This window comes from Nocardia sp. NPDC058244 (assembly GCF_042882065.1).
Taxonomy (GTDB): Bacteria; Actinomycetota; Actinomycetes; order Mycobacteriales; family Mycobacteriaceae; genus Nocardia.
The window spans coordinates 626,133-642,179 of sequence record NZ_JBHVWX010000002.1; the positions used below are offsets into that span (position 1 = coordinate 626,133).

At 68.6% G+C, this 16,047-nt stretch carries 13 protein-coding genes; all 13 read right to left on the reverse strand.

Annotated features, from left to right (window positions below):
• Positions 1–16: 16 nt before the first annotated feature.
• Entirely contained in the window at positions 17–1,012 is a 996-nt protein-coding gene (locus ACFVW6_RS09115) for a cutinase family protein (RefSeq protein ID WP_378825680.1), read from the reverse strand.
• On the reverse strand, positions 1,006–1,521 hold the full coding sequence (locus tag ACFVW6_RS09120) for a DUF732 domain-containing protein (protein ID WP_378824764.1): 516 nt from the start codon (positions 1,519–1,521) through the stop codon (positions 1,006–1,008). The genes ACFVW6_RS09115 and ACFVW6_RS09120 overlap by 7 nt, the downstream gene beginning before the upstream one ends.
• A 113-nt stretch (positions 1,522–1,634) precedes the next feature.
• On the reverse strand, positions 1,635–3,416 hold the full coding sequence (locus ACFVW6_RS09125; RefSeq protein ID WP_378825678.1) for an alpha/beta hydrolase-fold protein: 1,782 nt from the start codon (positions 3,414–3,416) through the stop codon (positions 1,635–1,637).
• Between the two features lie 204 nt (positions 3,417–3,620).
• Positions 3,621–4,655 carry an alpha/beta hydrolase family protein gene (locus tag ACFVW6_RS09130; protein ID WP_355283675.1) on the reverse strand — a complete coding sequence of 345 codons (1,035 nt, stop codon included), beginning with the start codon at positions 4,653–4,655 and terminating at the stop codon, positions 3,621–3,623.
• 311 nt (positions 4,656–4,966) lie between these two features.
• The gene (locus ACFVW6_RS09135; protein WP_378824761.1) at positions 4,967–6,028 is read right to left on the reverse strand and encodes an alpha/beta hydrolase; all 1,062 of its coding nucleotides are present in this window, start codon (positions 6,026–6,028) and stop codon (positions 4,967–4,969) included.
• 299 nt (positions 6,029–6,327) lie between these two features.
• Positions 6,328–7,398 (reverse strand): alpha/beta hydrolase family protein, encoded by a 1,071-nt coding sequence (locus ACFVW6_RS09140; protein ID WP_218721226.1) that lies wholly within the window; start codon positions 7,396–7,398, stop codon positions 6,328–6,330.
• Positions 7,399–7,640: 242 nt separating this feature from the next.
• Entirely contained in the window at positions 7,641–9,587 is a 1,947-nt protein-coding gene (gene zomB / locus ACFVW6_RS09145; RefSeq protein WP_378824759.1) for a flagellar motor control protein ZomB, read from the reverse strand.
• Entirely contained in the window at positions 9,565–10,497 is a 933-nt protein-coding gene (locus tag ACFVW6_RS09150; protein WP_357345777.1) for a decaprenyl-phosphate phosphoribosyltransferase, read from the reverse strand. Before ACFVW6_RS09150 ends, zomB begins: the two co-directional genes overlap by 23 nt.
• Before the next feature lie 26 nt (positions 10,498–10,523).
• Positions 10,524–11,036: a phosphatase PAP2 family protein gene (locus ACFVW6_RS09155; protein ID WP_357346592.1), complete on the reverse strand. Its 513-nt coding sequence runs from the start codon at positions 11,034–11,036 to the stop codon at positions 10,524–10,526.
• Between the two features lie 89 nt (positions 11,037–11,125).
• Complete coding sequence (locus tag ACFVW6_RS09160) at positions 11,126–13,057, reverse strand: glycosyltransferase (protein WP_355283631.1); 1,932 nt, start codon at positions 13,055–13,057, stop codon at positions 11,126–11,128.
• Positions 13,054–14,271, reverse strand: coding sequence for a UDP-galactopyranose mutase (gene glf, locus ACFVW6_RS09165; RefSeq protein ID WP_378824756.1), 1,218 nt, complete (start codon positions 14,269–14,271; stop codon positions 13,054–13,056). The genes ACFVW6_RS09160 and glf overlap by 4 nt, the downstream gene beginning before the upstream one ends.
• Before the next feature lie 81 nt (positions 14,272–14,352).
• Positions 14,353–14,832, reverse strand: a complete 480-nt coding sequence (locus ACFVW6_RS09170) for a hypothetical protein (protein WP_378824753.1) — start codon at positions 14,830–14,832, stop codon at positions 14,353–14,355.
• A gap of 564 nt (positions 14,833–15,396) precedes the next feature.
• Positions 15,397–16,014, reverse strand: a complete 618-nt coding sequence (locus tag ACFVW6_RS09175) for a hypothetical protein (protein ID WP_378824751.1) — start codon at positions 16,012–16,014, stop codon at positions 15,397–15,399.
• Between the last annotated feature and the right edge of the window lie 33 nt (positions 16,015–16,047).

Consider the following 16,047-nt stretch of genomic DNA (forward strand, 5'->3'; position numbering starts at 1 on the left):
CTCCGCCAGTCACCGCTCAGGAATGCGGTGGGTGCGGCGCGTTCTCGATGAGTGCGGCCGCCCAGTTCACCGTCCACTGGGTGGCGGTGGTGCCCTGTCCGTCCACGGTGTTGGAGGCGTAGAGCGCGTGTACCGGATTGCCCGCCGAGCGGATCAGCGCGCCGAGGCTGCCCAGCGCGTTGGCCGGGTTGAGGGCCTCGCGCGGGGCGTCGCAGATCATGTCGCCGGGCGCGCAGATCGAGTTCACCTTCGGGGCCAGCGAGCCGAAACCACCGGGTCGCGGGCCGGTCATGCTGATGCCGGGCACGTTGATCCCCTTGAGCGCCACCTCGGCGCCCTGGCCGGTCGGCGGCGGGTCACCGATCTCGGTGGGCTGGCCGGGGCCGGTGTCGGCGGTGCGGCGGCCGTCGGCGATCACCGTCACGCCGAGCACCTTGTCGGCCGGGACCGGGCCGTTGCCCATGCCGATCTGCGCGGCCACGTCACCGGCGATGACGGCACCCTGCGAGAAACCGGCGATGACGTAGGTGGTCAGCGGGCACTGCTTGTGCCGCTGGGCCAGGATGTCGGTCGCCCGCGCGGTGCCCTCGGTGCGGCTGTTGTTGTAGGAGGCCTGGCCGTCCGGCGGGAACGCGATCGGGTTCGAGAACTGGGCCACGTAGGGCACCGTGTAGACCTCGAGCCGGTTGTCCGGGAACTGCGCCCGCAGCGGCCCCGACACGCTGAGCATCAGCGAGATCGGGTTGGCGTGCGGGTTGTACGGATCGTCGTTGCTCGCCGACTCCCAGGTGCCGGGGATCGAGAGCAGCATCACATCGGGACAGTCCGCCGACTGCGACGTCGGTGGCGGCGGTCCGGGCGGCGTCGGCCCGGGCTCCCGCAACCGGCCTGCGAGCAGATACCAGAGCAGCACGATGACGATGATCGCCAGGACGAACAGCGCCAGCACGGTCAGGCACCCCGCGGGCCAGAGCCTGCGGGTGCGTCGCGTCGGTCGGGGGTTCACTAGCAGTAGGTGGAGGTCGCGGCGGCGATGTAGATCTGGGCTGCCTTGTTGACGTCCATCTTGGACTGGTCGAACGCGGTGTCGGTACCGGCGATCGCCGCGACGTACGGGGCGATATCGGCATCGGAGGCACCGGTGGCGCGGCTGGAGCAGATGTAGCCCGCCGCGGTCAGGGCGATGTCCGGGCTGGCCGGGGTGATCCCGTTCTTGCTCAGCTCGGCCAGGAACGCCTTGTCCTTGTCGGAGGCGGGCGTGGACGCGGGCGTGGTCTCCGGCGCGGCCTGGGGCTGCTCGGGCGCGGCGGAGGTCTCCGGCGCGGCGCTCGAGGTGGTCGCGTGGTCGCCGTGGTCACCGGTAGCGGGCGCCTGGGACGTGGCCGAGGCGGCGGCGCTCGCGCTCGAGGAGAGAGTGGGCGTCTGCGACGCGGTCGAATCGTTGCCACCACAGGCGGACAGCAGGGCGACGGCAGCCAGGGCCGCGACCGATCCGGCAACCTTGCCAGGAATCCGATGCATGAAGATGTCTTTCCTCGATCGTTCGTCAGGGAAGCGGTCGCAGACCAGGCTAGCCGGACATCCGGGGCGGCCGGGTACCGCGCGGCGAAGCTCAGAGAGTTCTCAGCCCGGGCTCACACCCCGTGAACTTCGGATTTGCCGTCCCGCACCACGATGAACCCGGTCTGAAAATTCTGCTGGATCCCGCCGGGGACGGTGAATTCGTCGCTGACCGGATACCCCAGCCTGCCGTTCTCGAACCCCTGCGCGCCCCAGGCGTCGGCGACCGCGCCGTTGCGCACCGACCACGCGCCCGACAGCGGGCTCCAGTAGATGTTGCCGCCCTCGAACCGGCTGTACCGGCCGAGGTCCTTCAGCGGCGCCTCCTCGGCCAGCGGGAAGCCCAGCGGGCTGGTCTCGAAGCCCAGCGCCGCGTACTTGTCCAGGATGAAGCCCTGCACCCGGTGCGCGCCGGTGGCCGGGCTGTAGAACATCGGGCCGTGCTCGAAGGCCTGCACCGAACCGTCGCGGCTGGGCGTGCGCGCCTCGGCCGCGACGGGATACCCGGCCGGACCGCGCTCGTAGCCCTGCTTGCCCCACTCCTCCAGGAACGCGCCGCGCATCACCTGCGCGCCGGTCTGCGGCGTCCAGTAGATCGAGCCGCCCTCGAAGGTCTGCATGCGGCCGCGGCCGTCGGGCAGGCCCTGCTCGTCCCCGGTCGGCAGGCCCAGCGGTGACGTCGGCCCGCCGATCCCGGCGTAGGTGCCGCCGATCCGGCCGCCGACCGGGTGCGCGCCGGTCGCCGCGGAGTGGAACACCTTCCCGTTCTGGAAGTCCTGCACCATGCCCGCCGCCACCGGGTATTCCGCCGTCAGGCAGTTGCCCAGCCAGGCCGCGGCCTGGGCGGCCGGGCCGATCGCGCCACCGGTGCCGCACGTGGTGCCGCCGGCATCGGTGCCGAGCGCGGCGGCGGCCTGCGGCCAGGACTGCCGCATCTCGAAATCCCAGTACGGCCACGTGTGCGTGCCCGCGGGACGGTAGTTCGCCTGCACCGGGATCGCCAGCTTCTCCAGCTTGGCGACGAAGTTCTCGGTCGACAGCCGCGCCAGGATCTCCAGGCCGGTCCCGGCCCAGTTCTCGCTCAGCAGCGGCACCTCGCCCAGCTGGTCGTGATTGCCCGCCAGGCCACTGCCGCTGGAGACGTACATGCTGACGCCTTTGAGCTTGTCGGCCAGCAGATAGGGATCGTGCGCCGCCCACTCCGGCCCACCGGGCGGGCCCCACATCGACACCGCGTCGAAGCCGCCCGCGTCCTTGTTGGCGAAGGTGATCGCCTGCGGCATGCCGAGCGTCGTCGTGGTCAGCAGGCCCGAGTACGAGGCCACGTACTTCATCAGGCCGGGATTGCGGCCCGCCAGGTTCATCGCGGCCGTACCGCCCATCGAAAGGCCCTGCACGCCACGTACTTCCGTGGTGCGCCAATCGCGTTCGAGGATCGGCGGGAGCTCCTTGGTCAGGAAGGTCTCCCACTTGTAGGTGTGGCCGTTGTCGGGCGCGAGCCAATCGGAGTACCAGCTGGACTGGCCGCCGACCGGCAGCACCACGTTGACGTTCTTGTCGGCGTAGAAGCCCTCGGCGTCGGCGTCCTTGGTCCAGCCGTTCTCGTCGTCCTGGGCGCGCAGGCCGTCCAGCATCAGCATCATCGGGAACTTGGCGTCGGGGCGGACATTCCAGTCGCGCGCCAGCAGCATCTGCACCTGGATCGGCGTGTTCATGGCGGGCGAGTACACCCACATCGCCACCCGGCGATCGGAGAGCCATTCCACCCGCTGCACCCCGGCGACGCCGGTCTGCGCCTGCGCGTGGGCGGGTACCGCGACCGTCGGCGCGAGCAGGGCCGCGGTCATGGCGGCCATACCGAGGATCCGCCGCATCGGCGCTCGGACACGATGTTTCAACACGCGCGACCCTCCTCATCCCCGCCCTGGGACTGCCTCATCGTTCGTTGTACCGCAGTACCGGCCGATAACCCGGGAGGACACGCGAGCGCCCCGCACAGCAAAAAGACCGGCTCACCCTGCGGGTGAACCGGTCTTCTCAGCGTTGCTGGGCGGAAACTATCAGGCGCCCAGCGCGCCCAGGATCTGCGGACGCGCCTTCCACAGCTGGTCCTCCCAGTACTTCCAGGAGTGGGTGCCGTTGGCCGGGAAGTCGAAGGTGGCGGCGATGCCGAGCGACTTGAGGCGGCTCTGGAACGCCAGCGTGCTGACGAACGAGATGGCCTCGATGCCCATGGCGTTGGCGGTGTTGTACATGCCGCCGAGGCCGGCCGGACGATCGTGCTGGCCGGGCAGGCCGTTGGCCGAGGAGATGAACATCGGCAGGCCACGCAGCTCGGGCGCGAAGACCATCGGGTCCATCCGCAGCCACGCCGGGCTCCACGGAGCGGCCATGGAGTCGACGTTGAAGCGGCCGGCGTCGAGCATCATCACGCGGATGGCCTCACGCATGCCGGGGGCACCCCAGTTCAGCGGGCCCGAGAGCGAGGACGCGTGCTTGAACTGGTCGCGGTGCAGGGCGGCGAGGCGCAGAGCGGCCGGGCCACTCATCGACAGGCCGAGCACCGCGTTGTTCTTGCGGGAGACGCCGTAGCCCTCGAGGAAGGCGGGCAGCTCCTCGGTCAGGAAGGTCTCCCACTTGTAGGTGGTCTTCTGGCCGTTGGTGTTCGAGGCCGCGGTCCAGTCGGCGTACCAGCTGGACTGGCCACCGACCGGCATCACCAGGGTGACGTTGTCGTTGGCGAACTGCTGCATCGCGTTGGTCTCGAAGGACCAGGCGTTGCGGTCGTCGCGGGCGCGCAGGCCGTCGAGCAGGTAGAGCGCGGCGTTGCCACCGTTGCGCGCCCACTGCACCTGGACCTTCACCGGGCCCATCTTCGACGGCACCATCAGCTCTTCGTAGCCACCGGCGGGCGCGCGCAGCGCCGGCACGGACGCGGGGGCGGCGAACGCCATCGGGGCCGCCCCTGCGGCGATCGGCAGCACGAGGGCTGCGGCGCCGACAGCTAGAATTCGATTACGCCAACCGCGAGGTGCAACTCCCCGGGACGTGCCCGGCTGGTCACCCTTCGGCGCGGCGGCCTTGCCGAAACGCATGTGAATTCCGCTCTCTTTCTGCTGTTGTGGCATGCCAGACCCGCCTGGCGACATCGGCCCGGATCCCGACAGTCCGGCCGATCAGACAGGTGAAACAACGATCTGGTCACACTTTCGCTCGCTGGAGGATATTCGACCCACGAATTACTTGCAAGGGCAACGGAACTCGCCGGTATTAAACCGGAGAGCCGGTCTGTCGAGCGGAGCAGGTCAGCACCCGTGAACATCCGGTTCGGCCACGATTCCACTCGGAAAACAAACGCCCGGTGCACGAATGCACCGGGCGTTCTGGTTGTCTCGGGCGACAGGCGTCAGCCGATGTTGTTCGACATATCCGGGATCATCCGCAGCGCCTCGTCGTTCCAGTTGTTCCAGGCGTGGATGCCGAACGCCGGGTACGAGTAGACGACATTGCGGGCACCGAGCGTCGCCATCCTGACCTCGAAGGCGCGCGTGTTGGCCAGCGCCAGCGCCTCCAGCGCCATGCCGTTGACGGTGTTCATGTTCGGGCCGTCGGTACCGGTCGGCAGGCCCGAGGCCGCGGCGACCCAGAGCCGGGTGTTGTTGCCGACCAGATTCGGGGCGAAGACGAACGGGTCCATCCGCAGCCACTGCGGGCCCCACGGCGGCGCCATCGAGTCGACGTTGTAGCCGCCCGCGTCCAGCATGGCGATGCGGATGGCCTCGCGCATACCGGGTGCCGAGATGTTCAGGTAGCCGGAGAACGCGCCGGCGAAGGAGAACTGATCCGGGTGGTAGGCGGCCAGTGTCAGCGCGGCCGAGCCACCCATCGACAGCCCGAACACCCCGTTGCGGTGGCGGCTGAAGCCGAGCCGGCCGGCGAGGGCGTTCGGCAGATCGTTGGTGAGGAACGATTCCCACTGGTACCGGTAGCTCTTGCCGGGCCCGCCGGAGAGCGCGTTGGCCGCGCCGGAGCCCGCGTTCGGCGCGCCGTTACCGGCAATACCGAAGAATTCGCTGGGCGAGTTCCAGTCGGCATAGAAGCTCGACATACCGCCGACCGGCATCACCACGTTGATATCCGCCGCGGCGAGCGCATTCGGGATATCCGTTTCGATCTCCCAGCCGTTGAGGTTCTCCGGCGCGCGCATGCCGTCGAGGACGTAGGCGACGCGATTGGTATTGCCGTTTCGCGCCGGGAGAATGCGCGTCTTGATCGGGCCCATCCCGGAGTCGACCCAGAAGTCGAAGGCGGCGGGGTTGAATCCGGCGGACGCGGGGGCGGCGCCGCCCGCGATGACCGTTCCGATAGGCACCAGCAGTGCCGTGGATACGCCGGCGGCCCAGCGCCGAGCCCACGATCCGGGGGCTGCGGTCTTCACGGGCCGACGCTTCCAGCGCAGTGTTCGCATTCGACTAGACCTTTCTCGGCTGAACCGACAGCGCAAACCCCGAGCTATACCGTCGGATCCCTCATCGGGCGTCGAAAGCGATCAATCCAGGGCAAAACGGACGAATCAACCTCGACGCATGCTCACTGTGTATGAATCAATGACGAATGCTTACATGTTGCTGGAAAGTGACCCAGAGCACAACTCACGGTGACTTGCCGCACGTAATTCGTCACCGGCTATCAGTCGGATCGTGACGGAAACGAAGAAAACCGCCCGGTGCGTCAGGCACCGGGCGGTTCGTCTTCGAGCGGATCGAGCTAGCCGATGTTGGCCGACAGATCCGGGATCATGCGGTTGACCTCGGTCTCCCAGTTGCGCCAGTTGTGCACGCCGGTGAGCGGGAAGTCGAAGTTCGCGTTGCCGCCGCCGAGGGTGGCCATGCGCACCTGGAAGGCGCGGCTGTTCACCATCGCGAGCAGCTCCAGCGGCACACCCTGGACGATCTCCATCGGGTTGGACACGTCACCGGCGCCCGGGATACCGCTGGCCGCCGACACCCACACGCGGGTGCCGTTGGCCACCAGCCGCGGTGCGAAGACGAACGGGTCCATCCGCAGCCACTGCGGGCCCCACGGCGGCGCCATGGCGTCGATGTTGAAGCCACCGGCGGAGACCATCGCCACCCGCATCGCCTCACGCATGCCCGGCGCCGAGATGTTCAGGTAGCCGGAGAACGAACCGGCGAAGCTGAACTGGTCCGGGTGGTAGGCGGCCAGCGTCAGCGCGGCCGAGCCACCCATCGACAGGCCGAACACACCGTTGTTGTTGGGGTTGAAGCCGAGCCGGGCCGACAGCGCGTTGCGCAGGTTGCCGGTCAGGTAGCTTTCCCACTTGTAGGTGTTCTTCTTGCCCGCGACCTGGGCCGGCGCGATCGACGAGCCCGTCATCGCGGACCCGGTGGCCGCCGAACCGGTCGAGCTGCCGCCCGAGCCGGTGTCGAGGCCGAAGAAGTTGCTCGGGGCGTTCCAGTCGGCGTAGAAGCTGGACTGGCCGCCGACCGGCATGACGACATTGATGTTGGCCGCGGTCAGCGCCCGGGCGACGTTGGTGTCGATCTCCCAGCCGCTGAGGTCGTCGCGGGCCCGCATGCCGTCGAGCGCGTACACGACGCGACCGGTGTTGCCGTCGGCCGCGCGGAAGATCCGGTTCTTGATCGGGCCCATCTCGGAGTCGACCCAGAAGTCGAAGCCACTGGGATCGAACGCCGCCGAAGCGGTGCCGGTCGGGCCGGCCACCGCCGCACCGAGCGGTAGGACAACAGCCAGGGAGAGAAGCATCGACCGCTTGAGCCAGCCGGCTCCCCGGGCTCTGAGACGTCCGCCACGCATTCTGTTTTGGGCCTTTCCTCGTGCGGTTCGCGCGGAACCGCGGTTGCAAATGACCGCCGACTTACTACCGGCACACCAGTGCGCCGACGGGCCGTTCCTCGAAGACCATATCGTGACATCGATAGCCTGGCGTTACCGAAAAGTGATTAAGCGGCGAACGCCACTGGGAAACCCCAGGCCAGGGGTGTAACCACTGAGCCGACGGATAACCCGTGGGCCCAGTGTGACGCATGTAGACCGTTTCAGCGCGGCGGCTCGGGGAATGGATCCACCAATCCGCAGCGCTGGATCTCGTACTTGGGCACCCGGTCGATCCGGTACTTCGCGAAACTCAGCGCATGACGCAGGTTGTGCTTGAACCGATCGAAGGTGAGCGGATCGCGCGTGGAGATCATCAGCGCCTGCGTTTCCGGGCACGACATCGCCGTGCGCGCCTGGGTGACCCACTCCTCGTCCATGTACCAGGGCATCCACGGGTGGATGTCCACCATGCCCGAGTCGACGACCACCCAGTCCGGGTACAGGCTCTTGTCGTGCCCGATGCGGCCGTCGGCGAGCCGGTCCGAATGCGCGGCCAGCGGGTAGGCCAGGCCCATCGGATCGATGACGCGCACGCTCAGCGGCACGTTCATGCTGGTCATGCCCAGGTTCAGGAAGTAGACCGTGTGCCCGGCGCCGCCCTCGGGGATCGGCTGCGGCGGCGGGTCCAGGTACCAGAACGTGTACGACGGCGAGTTCAGCAGCAGGCCGCCGTTGGGGTTGGCCGCGATGTCGTTGACCATCGCCCGCATGCGCGGGTAGTCGAGGTAGTCCTCGGCCAGGATCGGATGATCCTTGCCGGTGTTGAGCACGTAGTAGACACGCTCGTCGACGATGCCGGAGGAACTGATCTTGGTGCCGGTCTTGATCGCGGTGGTGCTCGCCGCGTACAGCGACCAGCCCGCGGTGCCCAGCAGCGCGGCCAGCACGACCACGGTCGACCAGTCACGGGGGGTGAACGCCCGCAGCCCGCCGGCCGGCAGCCGGATCGGCACGACCGCCACCGGCAGCAGCAGCAGGAACAGCTGGGTCAGCAGCATCCGGCCGTGCATGAAGTCACCACCGACGCGGATCGCGTAGACCGTCAGCAGCAGGCCGCTGCCCAGCACCATGGTGACGACCGCGCTCGGCGAGCGCAGCCAGGTCCGGATCGCCGCCACCGACCACCGCGGCCGCACCGCGACCCCGCGCGCCACCGCGGTGACCACACCGGCGATCAGCAGCACGAGCAGCGGAATCCACAGGTAGTACGGGCCGACCAGGTCCCACAGGTACTTCATGCCCTGGCCCCACTTGGCCCCGCCCGCGTCCTTGGCGACCGCGGTGTTCGGGTAGGGCAGGCCGTAGTAGCCCATCCGCCAGATCTGGTAGGCCACCGGCACGATCCCGGCGACGAACACGATCAGCGCGCGCAGCGCGATCGGGCCGTACCGGAACCGCGGCATCGGGGCGAGGAAGACCATGCCGAGGGCGAGCACGCCGATCAGCGTGGCCTCCGGCCGGATCAGCGGCGCGAGGCCGGCCAGGAAGACGAGTCCGAGCAGGCTCGGCACGCGCACCACCGCGGCCTGGCTCCAGCGGATCATCAACCACCACAGCAGCCCGACCCAGCAGATCACCAGGCCGCTCTCCAGCCCGGAGGTGGCGTAGTCACGGGCGGGCGGCAGCGCGATGTAGACGAGCACGCCCGCCGGGATGAGCAGCTGACCGCTGGTCCCGCCCCACAGCCGGGCGGTGCCGAGCATGGCGAACACCATCGCCAGCAGCGAGACCGTCAGCGCGACGCCGAGCACCACGTACTCGAGCCGCGCCTGGGTGAGCCAGCTGAAGAACCAGACCAGGTAGGTCCACGCGGTACTGGTGTTGGCCTCGACCCGCTCGTCCATGTTGAAGACGGGGCCGTTGCCCGCGAGCAGGTTGCGCACCGTCCGCAGCACGATGAGGCCGTCGTCGGCGATCCAGCGCCGCTGCCAGGCACCCACCGCGAACACGACGACGGTGAGTACCACCCCACCGACGAAGGTGGCGCGGGACAGGGTCGCGAAACGGGCGGTCGGACGCGCCGACTGCTCGTCGTCGCGTAGCCGCTCGTATTCGGTTGTTTCCTGCTCCGCTACCACGATCTCGTCAGGTGAGATAGACAGCGACACCTACCGCTCCGATCCAGGCAATAGCGAGGAACTGCAGGATGCGGTCCCCCAGCGCGATCTCTTCGGGTTCACCGGCCTCGCCACCGTCGACGTCGACCGCGTAACGCAGGATTGCGATGGTAAACGGGATCATGGAGATCGAGTACCACTGGGTGTCACGAGCCGAGTCCTGCTGGAACGCCCAGAGGCCGTAGAACACCACGACGGCGGTGGCCGCGAGCGTCCAGATGAAGCGCAGGTAGGTCGGCGTGTAGTACTGCAGCGACTTGCGGATCTTCGCGCCGGTCTCCAGCGCGATCTGCAGTTCCGCGTAGCGCTTGCCCGCCGCCATGAACAGCGAACCGAACGCCATGATCAGCAGGAACCACTGCGACAGGGCGATGCCTGCGGCCGCGCCACCGGCGACGGCGCGCAGCAGGAAGCCCGAGGACACGATGCAGATGTCGAGCACGGCCTGGTGCTTGAGGCCGAGGCAGTAGGCCAGCTGGATGGCGATGTAGATGGCCATCACCACGGCCAGGTGCCAGGACGCCAGGAACGAACCGGCGATCGAGCCGATCAGCAGCACCACGGCCAGCGCGTACGCCAGGTTGACCGGGACGACGCCCGCCGCGATCGGGCGGAACCGCTTGGTCGGATGCGCCCGGTCGGCCTCGACATCGAGCGAGTCGTTGACCAGGTAGATACCCGAGGCCGCCATGCAGAACACCACGAACGCGATCGCGACGTGCACGAGCACGCCGGCGTCGCTGATCGCCTCGGGCCCGACGGCCAGCGGCGCGGCGAGCACGAGCACGTTCTTCACCCACTGACGTGGGCGGATGGCCTTGATGACACCGCCGACCAGAGTCTTCGGCGGGCCCTTCACCACGCCCTCGTCGAGGACGGCGGCGGACGGTTCTTCGCTCATCTCAGCCAAGGTTCTTTCGGTTGCGGTCACTGTCGGAGTCTCTTTTCGGCGGCTAGCACGGCGGCTGCCGACGCGGCCCCCAATGCGGAACCGGCGAGCACGTCGGAAGGGTAGTGCACCCCGAGGACGACCCGGGAAAGGAGCATCGGAGGCACGAGCACCGCTGGCAAGGGTAGCCCGGTCAACCGGCCGAGCAACACCGCAGCCGCCGTGGTGGACGTGGCGTGCGAGGACGGGAAGCTCAGCTTGCTCGGCGTCGACACGTTGACCTGCACCGCAGGACTGTCCGGGCGCGGGCGCCGGACGATCCGCTTGATCACGATCGACGCGGCGTGCGCGCCGACGGCGCCGACCGCGACACCGGCCCACTGCCGACGGCGCGGCTTGTCGACCAGCCAGCCCGCCGCGGCGATGCCGACCCAGCCCAGCGCGTGCTCACCGAAGTGCGACATGCCGCGCGCGGCCGAGACGACGGCCGGGTTGGTGCCGATGGTCGTCTGCACCTTGTTGATGATGCCGACCTCGAGCGGCACCTCGATGTACTCGTCGTCGCCGCACGCGCAGGCGCACTCACCGCCGCAGCCTTCCTCGGCCAGCTCCAGCTCGGGCAGTTCCGGGTTGATCGCGTTCACTTCTCGGTTCCGTTCTGCGAAATGCCGAAGGTCTTCTCCCACGCCGCCGTGCTGGTCAGCTCGGCGTGCGCGGCCCGGTAGCGCTGCTGCATCTCCGGGAAGCGGGCGGTGAGCTCCTTGCGCAGGCGCATCGCTTCCTTGAGGAGCTCGGCGGCCTTGCGCGGATCGCGCTTGCGGTAGACGACGCCACGGCCGTCGGCGGTCGTCACGGTGACGCCGTCGACCTGGGACAGCAGGAACCAGCGCGCGTCCAGCGTCGGCACGTTCAGCTGCGGGGTCTCGTAGGCGGCCGGGTCGGCCTTGCGGAAGTTGTGCACCACGCCCTTGGCCAGGCGCGCGACCTTGGCGATCGGGTTGCCCGGCTCGCCGACCGCGCCGACGCCGTGCCGGTTGGCCAGCGGCAGTTCGGTCGAGGACGGCAGTACCACGGCGTCCGGGTAGTCCTTGCGCATCGCGTGGATCTTGCCCAGCGCGCTCGGCAGCAGGTCGAACAGACCCTCCGGACCGGCCAGGAAGTCGCGGATCGCCTCGTTCTGGATGGCGACCGTCGAGTACTCCAGGCACAGCAGGTGCTTGAGCGTGGCCTTGACCGTGTTCACGATCATCGGCTTGCCGTCGCCCGGCAGGTGCAGCGAGGCGACGACCAGGCGGTTGCGCAGGTGGAAGTACGCCTGCCAGTCGATCGCGTCGTCCTTGTCGGACCAGGCCATGTGCCACACGGCCGCACCCGGCAGGGTGATGGTCGGGTAGCCGGCCACGCGGGCGCGCAGGCCGTACTCGACGTCGTCCCACTTCAGGAACAGCGGCAGCGGCTGACCGATCTGCTCGGCCACCTGCCGCGGGATCACGCAGGTCCACCAGCCGTTGAAGTCGACGTCGATGCGCCGGTGCAGCAGCTTGGAGTTGTCGCGGTCCTTGAGCGGGTACTTCGAGAAATCGTGGTCGTACTCGACGTTCGGCGCCGAGGACCACATGAAGATCCCGCGATCGACGACCTCGCCCATGCTGTGCAGGTGCGAGCGCTCCTGCAGGTTCAGCATCTGCCCGCCGACCAGCAGCGGCGACTTGGCGAACCGGGAGAACGCCAGCGCGCGCAGGATCGAGTCGGGCTCGATCTCGATGTCGTCGTCCATGTAGACGATGAACTCGGCGTCGGTCTTGAGCGCCTCGTACATGACCCGGCTGTACCCGCCGGACCCGCCGAGGTTGGGCTGGTCGTGGATGCTCAGCCGGTCGCCCAGCGTCGCGGCGGCCTCGGTGAAGCCGGGCTCGTCGACGACCTTGCGGTTGCCCTGGTCGGCCACGATCACCGCGGCGACATTGCCGAGCACCAGCGGGTCCGAACCCAGCGCGGCCAGCGTCTTGACCAGGTCGGTGGGCCGGTTGAAGGTGGGCATGCCGACCGCGATGGTGCCGGTGCCCGGCGCCTCCTGCGGGGCGTACCAGCCGCCGGCCAGCAGCGTCACCGCCGTATCGGTGGTGATGTCGAACCAGATCCAGCCGCCGTCCTCGAACGGGCCGAGATCGGTCTCGAACTCCACGAACACCGAGTCCGCGCCCTGGGCGACCGCGAACTCCTTGCCCTGCACGTGAATGCGCGAGCCGTCCGCCTTCGAGCGGTACACGTCGACGCGGCCGTGCCCGGCCAGCTCCAGCCGCAGCACCACCGAGTTCAGCACGCTCCAGCGCCGCCAGTAGCTGGCGGGCAGCGCGTTGAAGTAGGTGCAGAACGACACCTCCGACTCCGCGCCGATCGAGAGCGCGGTCCGGCTGGTGGCGTGCGCGCGGCGCGCGTTGGTGGTGGATTCCTCCAGGTAGAGGGTCCGCACGTCGAGCGGCTCGCCCGGCCGGGGCAGGATGATCCGCTGCAGCAGCGCCTTCGCCCGCGTCTCGGTCGTCACGTCGTCGAGCACCGGCTGCGCGCTCACGCCTCGTCCACCAAAGCCGCGCCGGACTCCAGGTGCGGACGCAGCACGTTCTCGAACATGCTCAGCGCCGAACCGATCGCCATGTGCATGTCCAGGTACTGGTAGGTGCCGAGGCGGCCGCCGAAGAGCACCTTCTTCTCGGCGGTCTCCTTCTTGGCGAGCTCGCGGTAGGCCAGCAGCTTGGCGCGGTCCTCGGGGGTGTTGATCGGGTAGTACGGCTCGTCGCCGGTCTGCGCGAAGCGGGAGAACTCGCGCATGATGACCGTCTTGTCGGTCGGGTAGTCGCGCTCCGGGTGGAAGTGGCGCGGCTCGATGATGCGGGTGTACGGCGCGTCGGCGTCGTTGTAGTTCATCACCGAGGTGCCCTGGAAGTCGCCGATCTCGAGGACCTCGGTCTCGAAGTCGATCGTGCGCCAGCCCAGCTCGCCCTCGGCGTAGTCGAAGTAGTGGTCCAGCGGGCCGGTGTAGACGACCGGCGCGTCCGGGCTGGCCGCGACGATCTCCTCACGCACGTCGAACCAGTCGGTGTTCAGGCGCACGTCGATGAGGTCGGAGGCGGCCATGTTCTCCAGCCACTTCGTGTACCCCTCCTTGGGCAGGCCCTCGTAGGTGTCGTTGAAGTAGCGGTTGTCGAAGGTGTAGCGCACCGGCAGGCGGGTGATGTTGCCCGCGGGCAGTTCCTTCGGATCGGTCTGCCACTGCTTGGCGGTGTAGTCACGCACGAACGCCTCGTAGAGCGGGCGCCCGATCAACGAGATCGCCTTCTCCTCGAGGTTCTGCGCGTCGGCGGTCGCCACCTCGGCGGCCTGCTCGGCGATCAGCGCCTTGGCCTCTTCCGGGCTGAAGTAGCGGCCGAAGAACTGCGAGATCAGGCCCAGCCCCATCGGGAACTGGTAGGCCTGGCCCTTGTGCAGCGCGAACACGCGGTGCTGGTACCCGGTGAACTCGGTGAACTGGGTGACGTAATCCCACACCTTCTTGTTCGAGGTGTGGAACAGATGCGCGCCGTACTTGTGGATCTCGATGCCGGTTTCGGGCTCCGGCTCGGAGTAGGCGTTGCCACCGAGGTGGTAGCGCCGGTCGATCACCAGCACCCGCTTGCCCAGCAGGTTCGCGGCACGCTCGGCGACGGTCAGGCCGAAGAAGCCGGAGCCGACCACGATCAGGTCGTAAGCAGAATTATCGGAGTTACCCGGGGACGATGCGACGGTCACGGGTGCCCAGCGTATCGGAAGACGCCGGATTGTCCCGGCGGAGTCGCCGACCTGCCGCTGAGCTGGGGTGATAGCGCAGCGTCAGCGATAGCGATGCCCGGGCAGCGGCTGTCGTTGTTGCCGAGCCCGTACCACCGAGACCAGCAGCAGGATCAACATGAGCCCCGACAGCCCCGCGCCGGCCACGGTGACCCGCTCCCCTGGGCGATCCCCGAAGATCAGGTCACTGCCCCAGCGCCATTGGATGACGAACATGGTCACCATTATCGAGTACATCGAGTCCACCCAGAACGCGTTCAGCGCGAGATAGGCCGCCGCGAGCACGGCGACTATCGCGCGACCCGCCTTGACGCGCCGTCCGAGGAGCACCGCGGCTACCGGCCACAGCACAGCGAAGACCGCGTGCACCACGGTTACGACCACGATTCGACGCGTCGCGTCCGCATCGCCCGGCCCCATCAACTCGTTCGCCTTGAATCCAGCGATCGCCGCCAGCACCGCATACCCGGCCAGCACCCCGCAGAAGGCGATCGTGACCCGGTCCAGGAGGACGCCCGGCATCCGTGGCGTCCGCCGCCGCGACCGGGCACCCGGATACCCGGGCTGCCCCCGCGTCCACACCCGGTTGCGCGTAACCGGCCGCCATCGGCGCGTGTGTCCCCGGTGTCTGCCACCACTCCCCACCCGACTGTTCCTGCCCAGGCATTGGCCCGGGATGCGGGTACCCGGGTGGCGCAACGCCGAAGGCCGGCGGCGCGGCCGACGGAACCCGATGCCCGAGGTATTGACCGTTCGGCGTAACTTGCCCGGCGAACGGCTGCCCGGGATACGGGGCGCCAGGTGCGACACCGGGGCTCGGAACTCCGGCGGATGCGCTCGGGTATCCCGGGCGCTGGTCGAGCGGTGCGGACCCGGCCGGGGAACCTGTGTCGTACTGCGCGGTTGCCGGAGCTGGGCCCGGGAGCCCCGCAACCGGCTGCAACGCAATGTCATTCGGATCAGGACTGGATGGCCGACTCATGTGCGTCCCCCTTCTGGCACAGACTGCCCAATACCTCGATACGGAAAATACGCCGTGGACGAGCGTCGATCCCACAGCCCGCCAACCACTTCAGCATCGACACCTCAGTGGTACGGGTGTCCCGGCGGTGGTGGAACGCGGTGACCCGGTGTCGCAGGCCCGTAGGCATATCCCCCGGGCAACGACCCCATTTGCGGCTGGCCGCCGACGCTCTGCGGCACCTCCCCGGATCGAGGCCGTTGGGTCCGGGTCGTCAACATCGAGACCGAGAGCAGGACGAGCAGAAGAATCCCGAGCGCGATCATCACCCAGCAGAACGCAATTCCGGGCCGCTCGTCGAGATCGGGGACGTGGTCCCCGTACGTGAACTCCAGCGTGAAGGCGAACCCGGAGGACAGCCCGTACCCAGCCACGGCCACGTATGCCGCGGTGAACACGGCCGCCAGCACCCGACCCGCGCTCACCCGCCGCCACAGCAACAGCCCACCGACCAGCATCAACAGCGCAACGCCCAGATGCGCGACCGACGTCGCCTGCATGTTGCGCGCAGTCATCCTCGTATCGTCGCCGAGCAGCGCGACAGTCCAGAACCCACTGGCCGCCGCGAACCCGGCCATCCCGACGAGGACCACCGCGAGGACAACCGCCGCCCAGCGGAAGACCGCCCCCGGCGAGCCGGATGTTGTGGCGCGCTGGTCCTCGACGTTCGGGTGCGGCCACATCTGACCGCCCCTCGGCGCTTCGGACGTCGGCCC

Coding starts and splice junctions, on each gene's coding strand:
- ACFVW6_RS09140 (WP_218721226.1), bottom strand. CDS start 7,398: ATGCGTGGCGGACGTCTCAGAGCCCGGGGAGCCGGCTGGCTCAAGCGG.
- ACFVW6_RS09150 (WP_357345777.1), bottom strand. CDS start 10,497: ATGAGCGAAGAACCGTCCGCCGCCGTCCTCGACGAGGGCGTGGTGAAG.
- ACFVW6_RS09135 (WP_378824761.1), bottom strand. CDS start 6,028: ATGCGAACACTGCGCTGGAAGCGTCGGCCCGTGAAGACCGCAGCCCCC.
- ACFVW6_RS09130 (WP_355283675.1), bottom strand. CDS start 4,655: ATGCGTTTCGGCAAGGCCGCCGCGCCGAAGGGTGACCAGCCGGGCACG.
- ACFVW6_RS09120 (WP_378824764.1), bottom strand. CDS start 1,521: ATGCATCGGATTCCTGGCAAGGTTGCCGGATCGGTCGCGGCCCTGGCT.
- ACFVW6_RS09170 (WP_378824753.1), bottom strand. CDS start 14,832: ATGCCGGGCGTCCTCCTGGACCGGGTCACGATCGCCTTCTGCGGGGTG.
- ACFVW6_RS09125 (WP_378825678.1), bottom strand. CDS start 3,416: ATGGCCGCCATGACCGCGGCCCTGCTCGCGCCGACGGTCGCGGTACCC.
- ACFVW6_RS09175 (WP_378824751.1), bottom strand. CDS start 16,014: ATGTGGCCGCACCCGAACGTCGAGGACCAGCGCGCCACAACATCCGGC.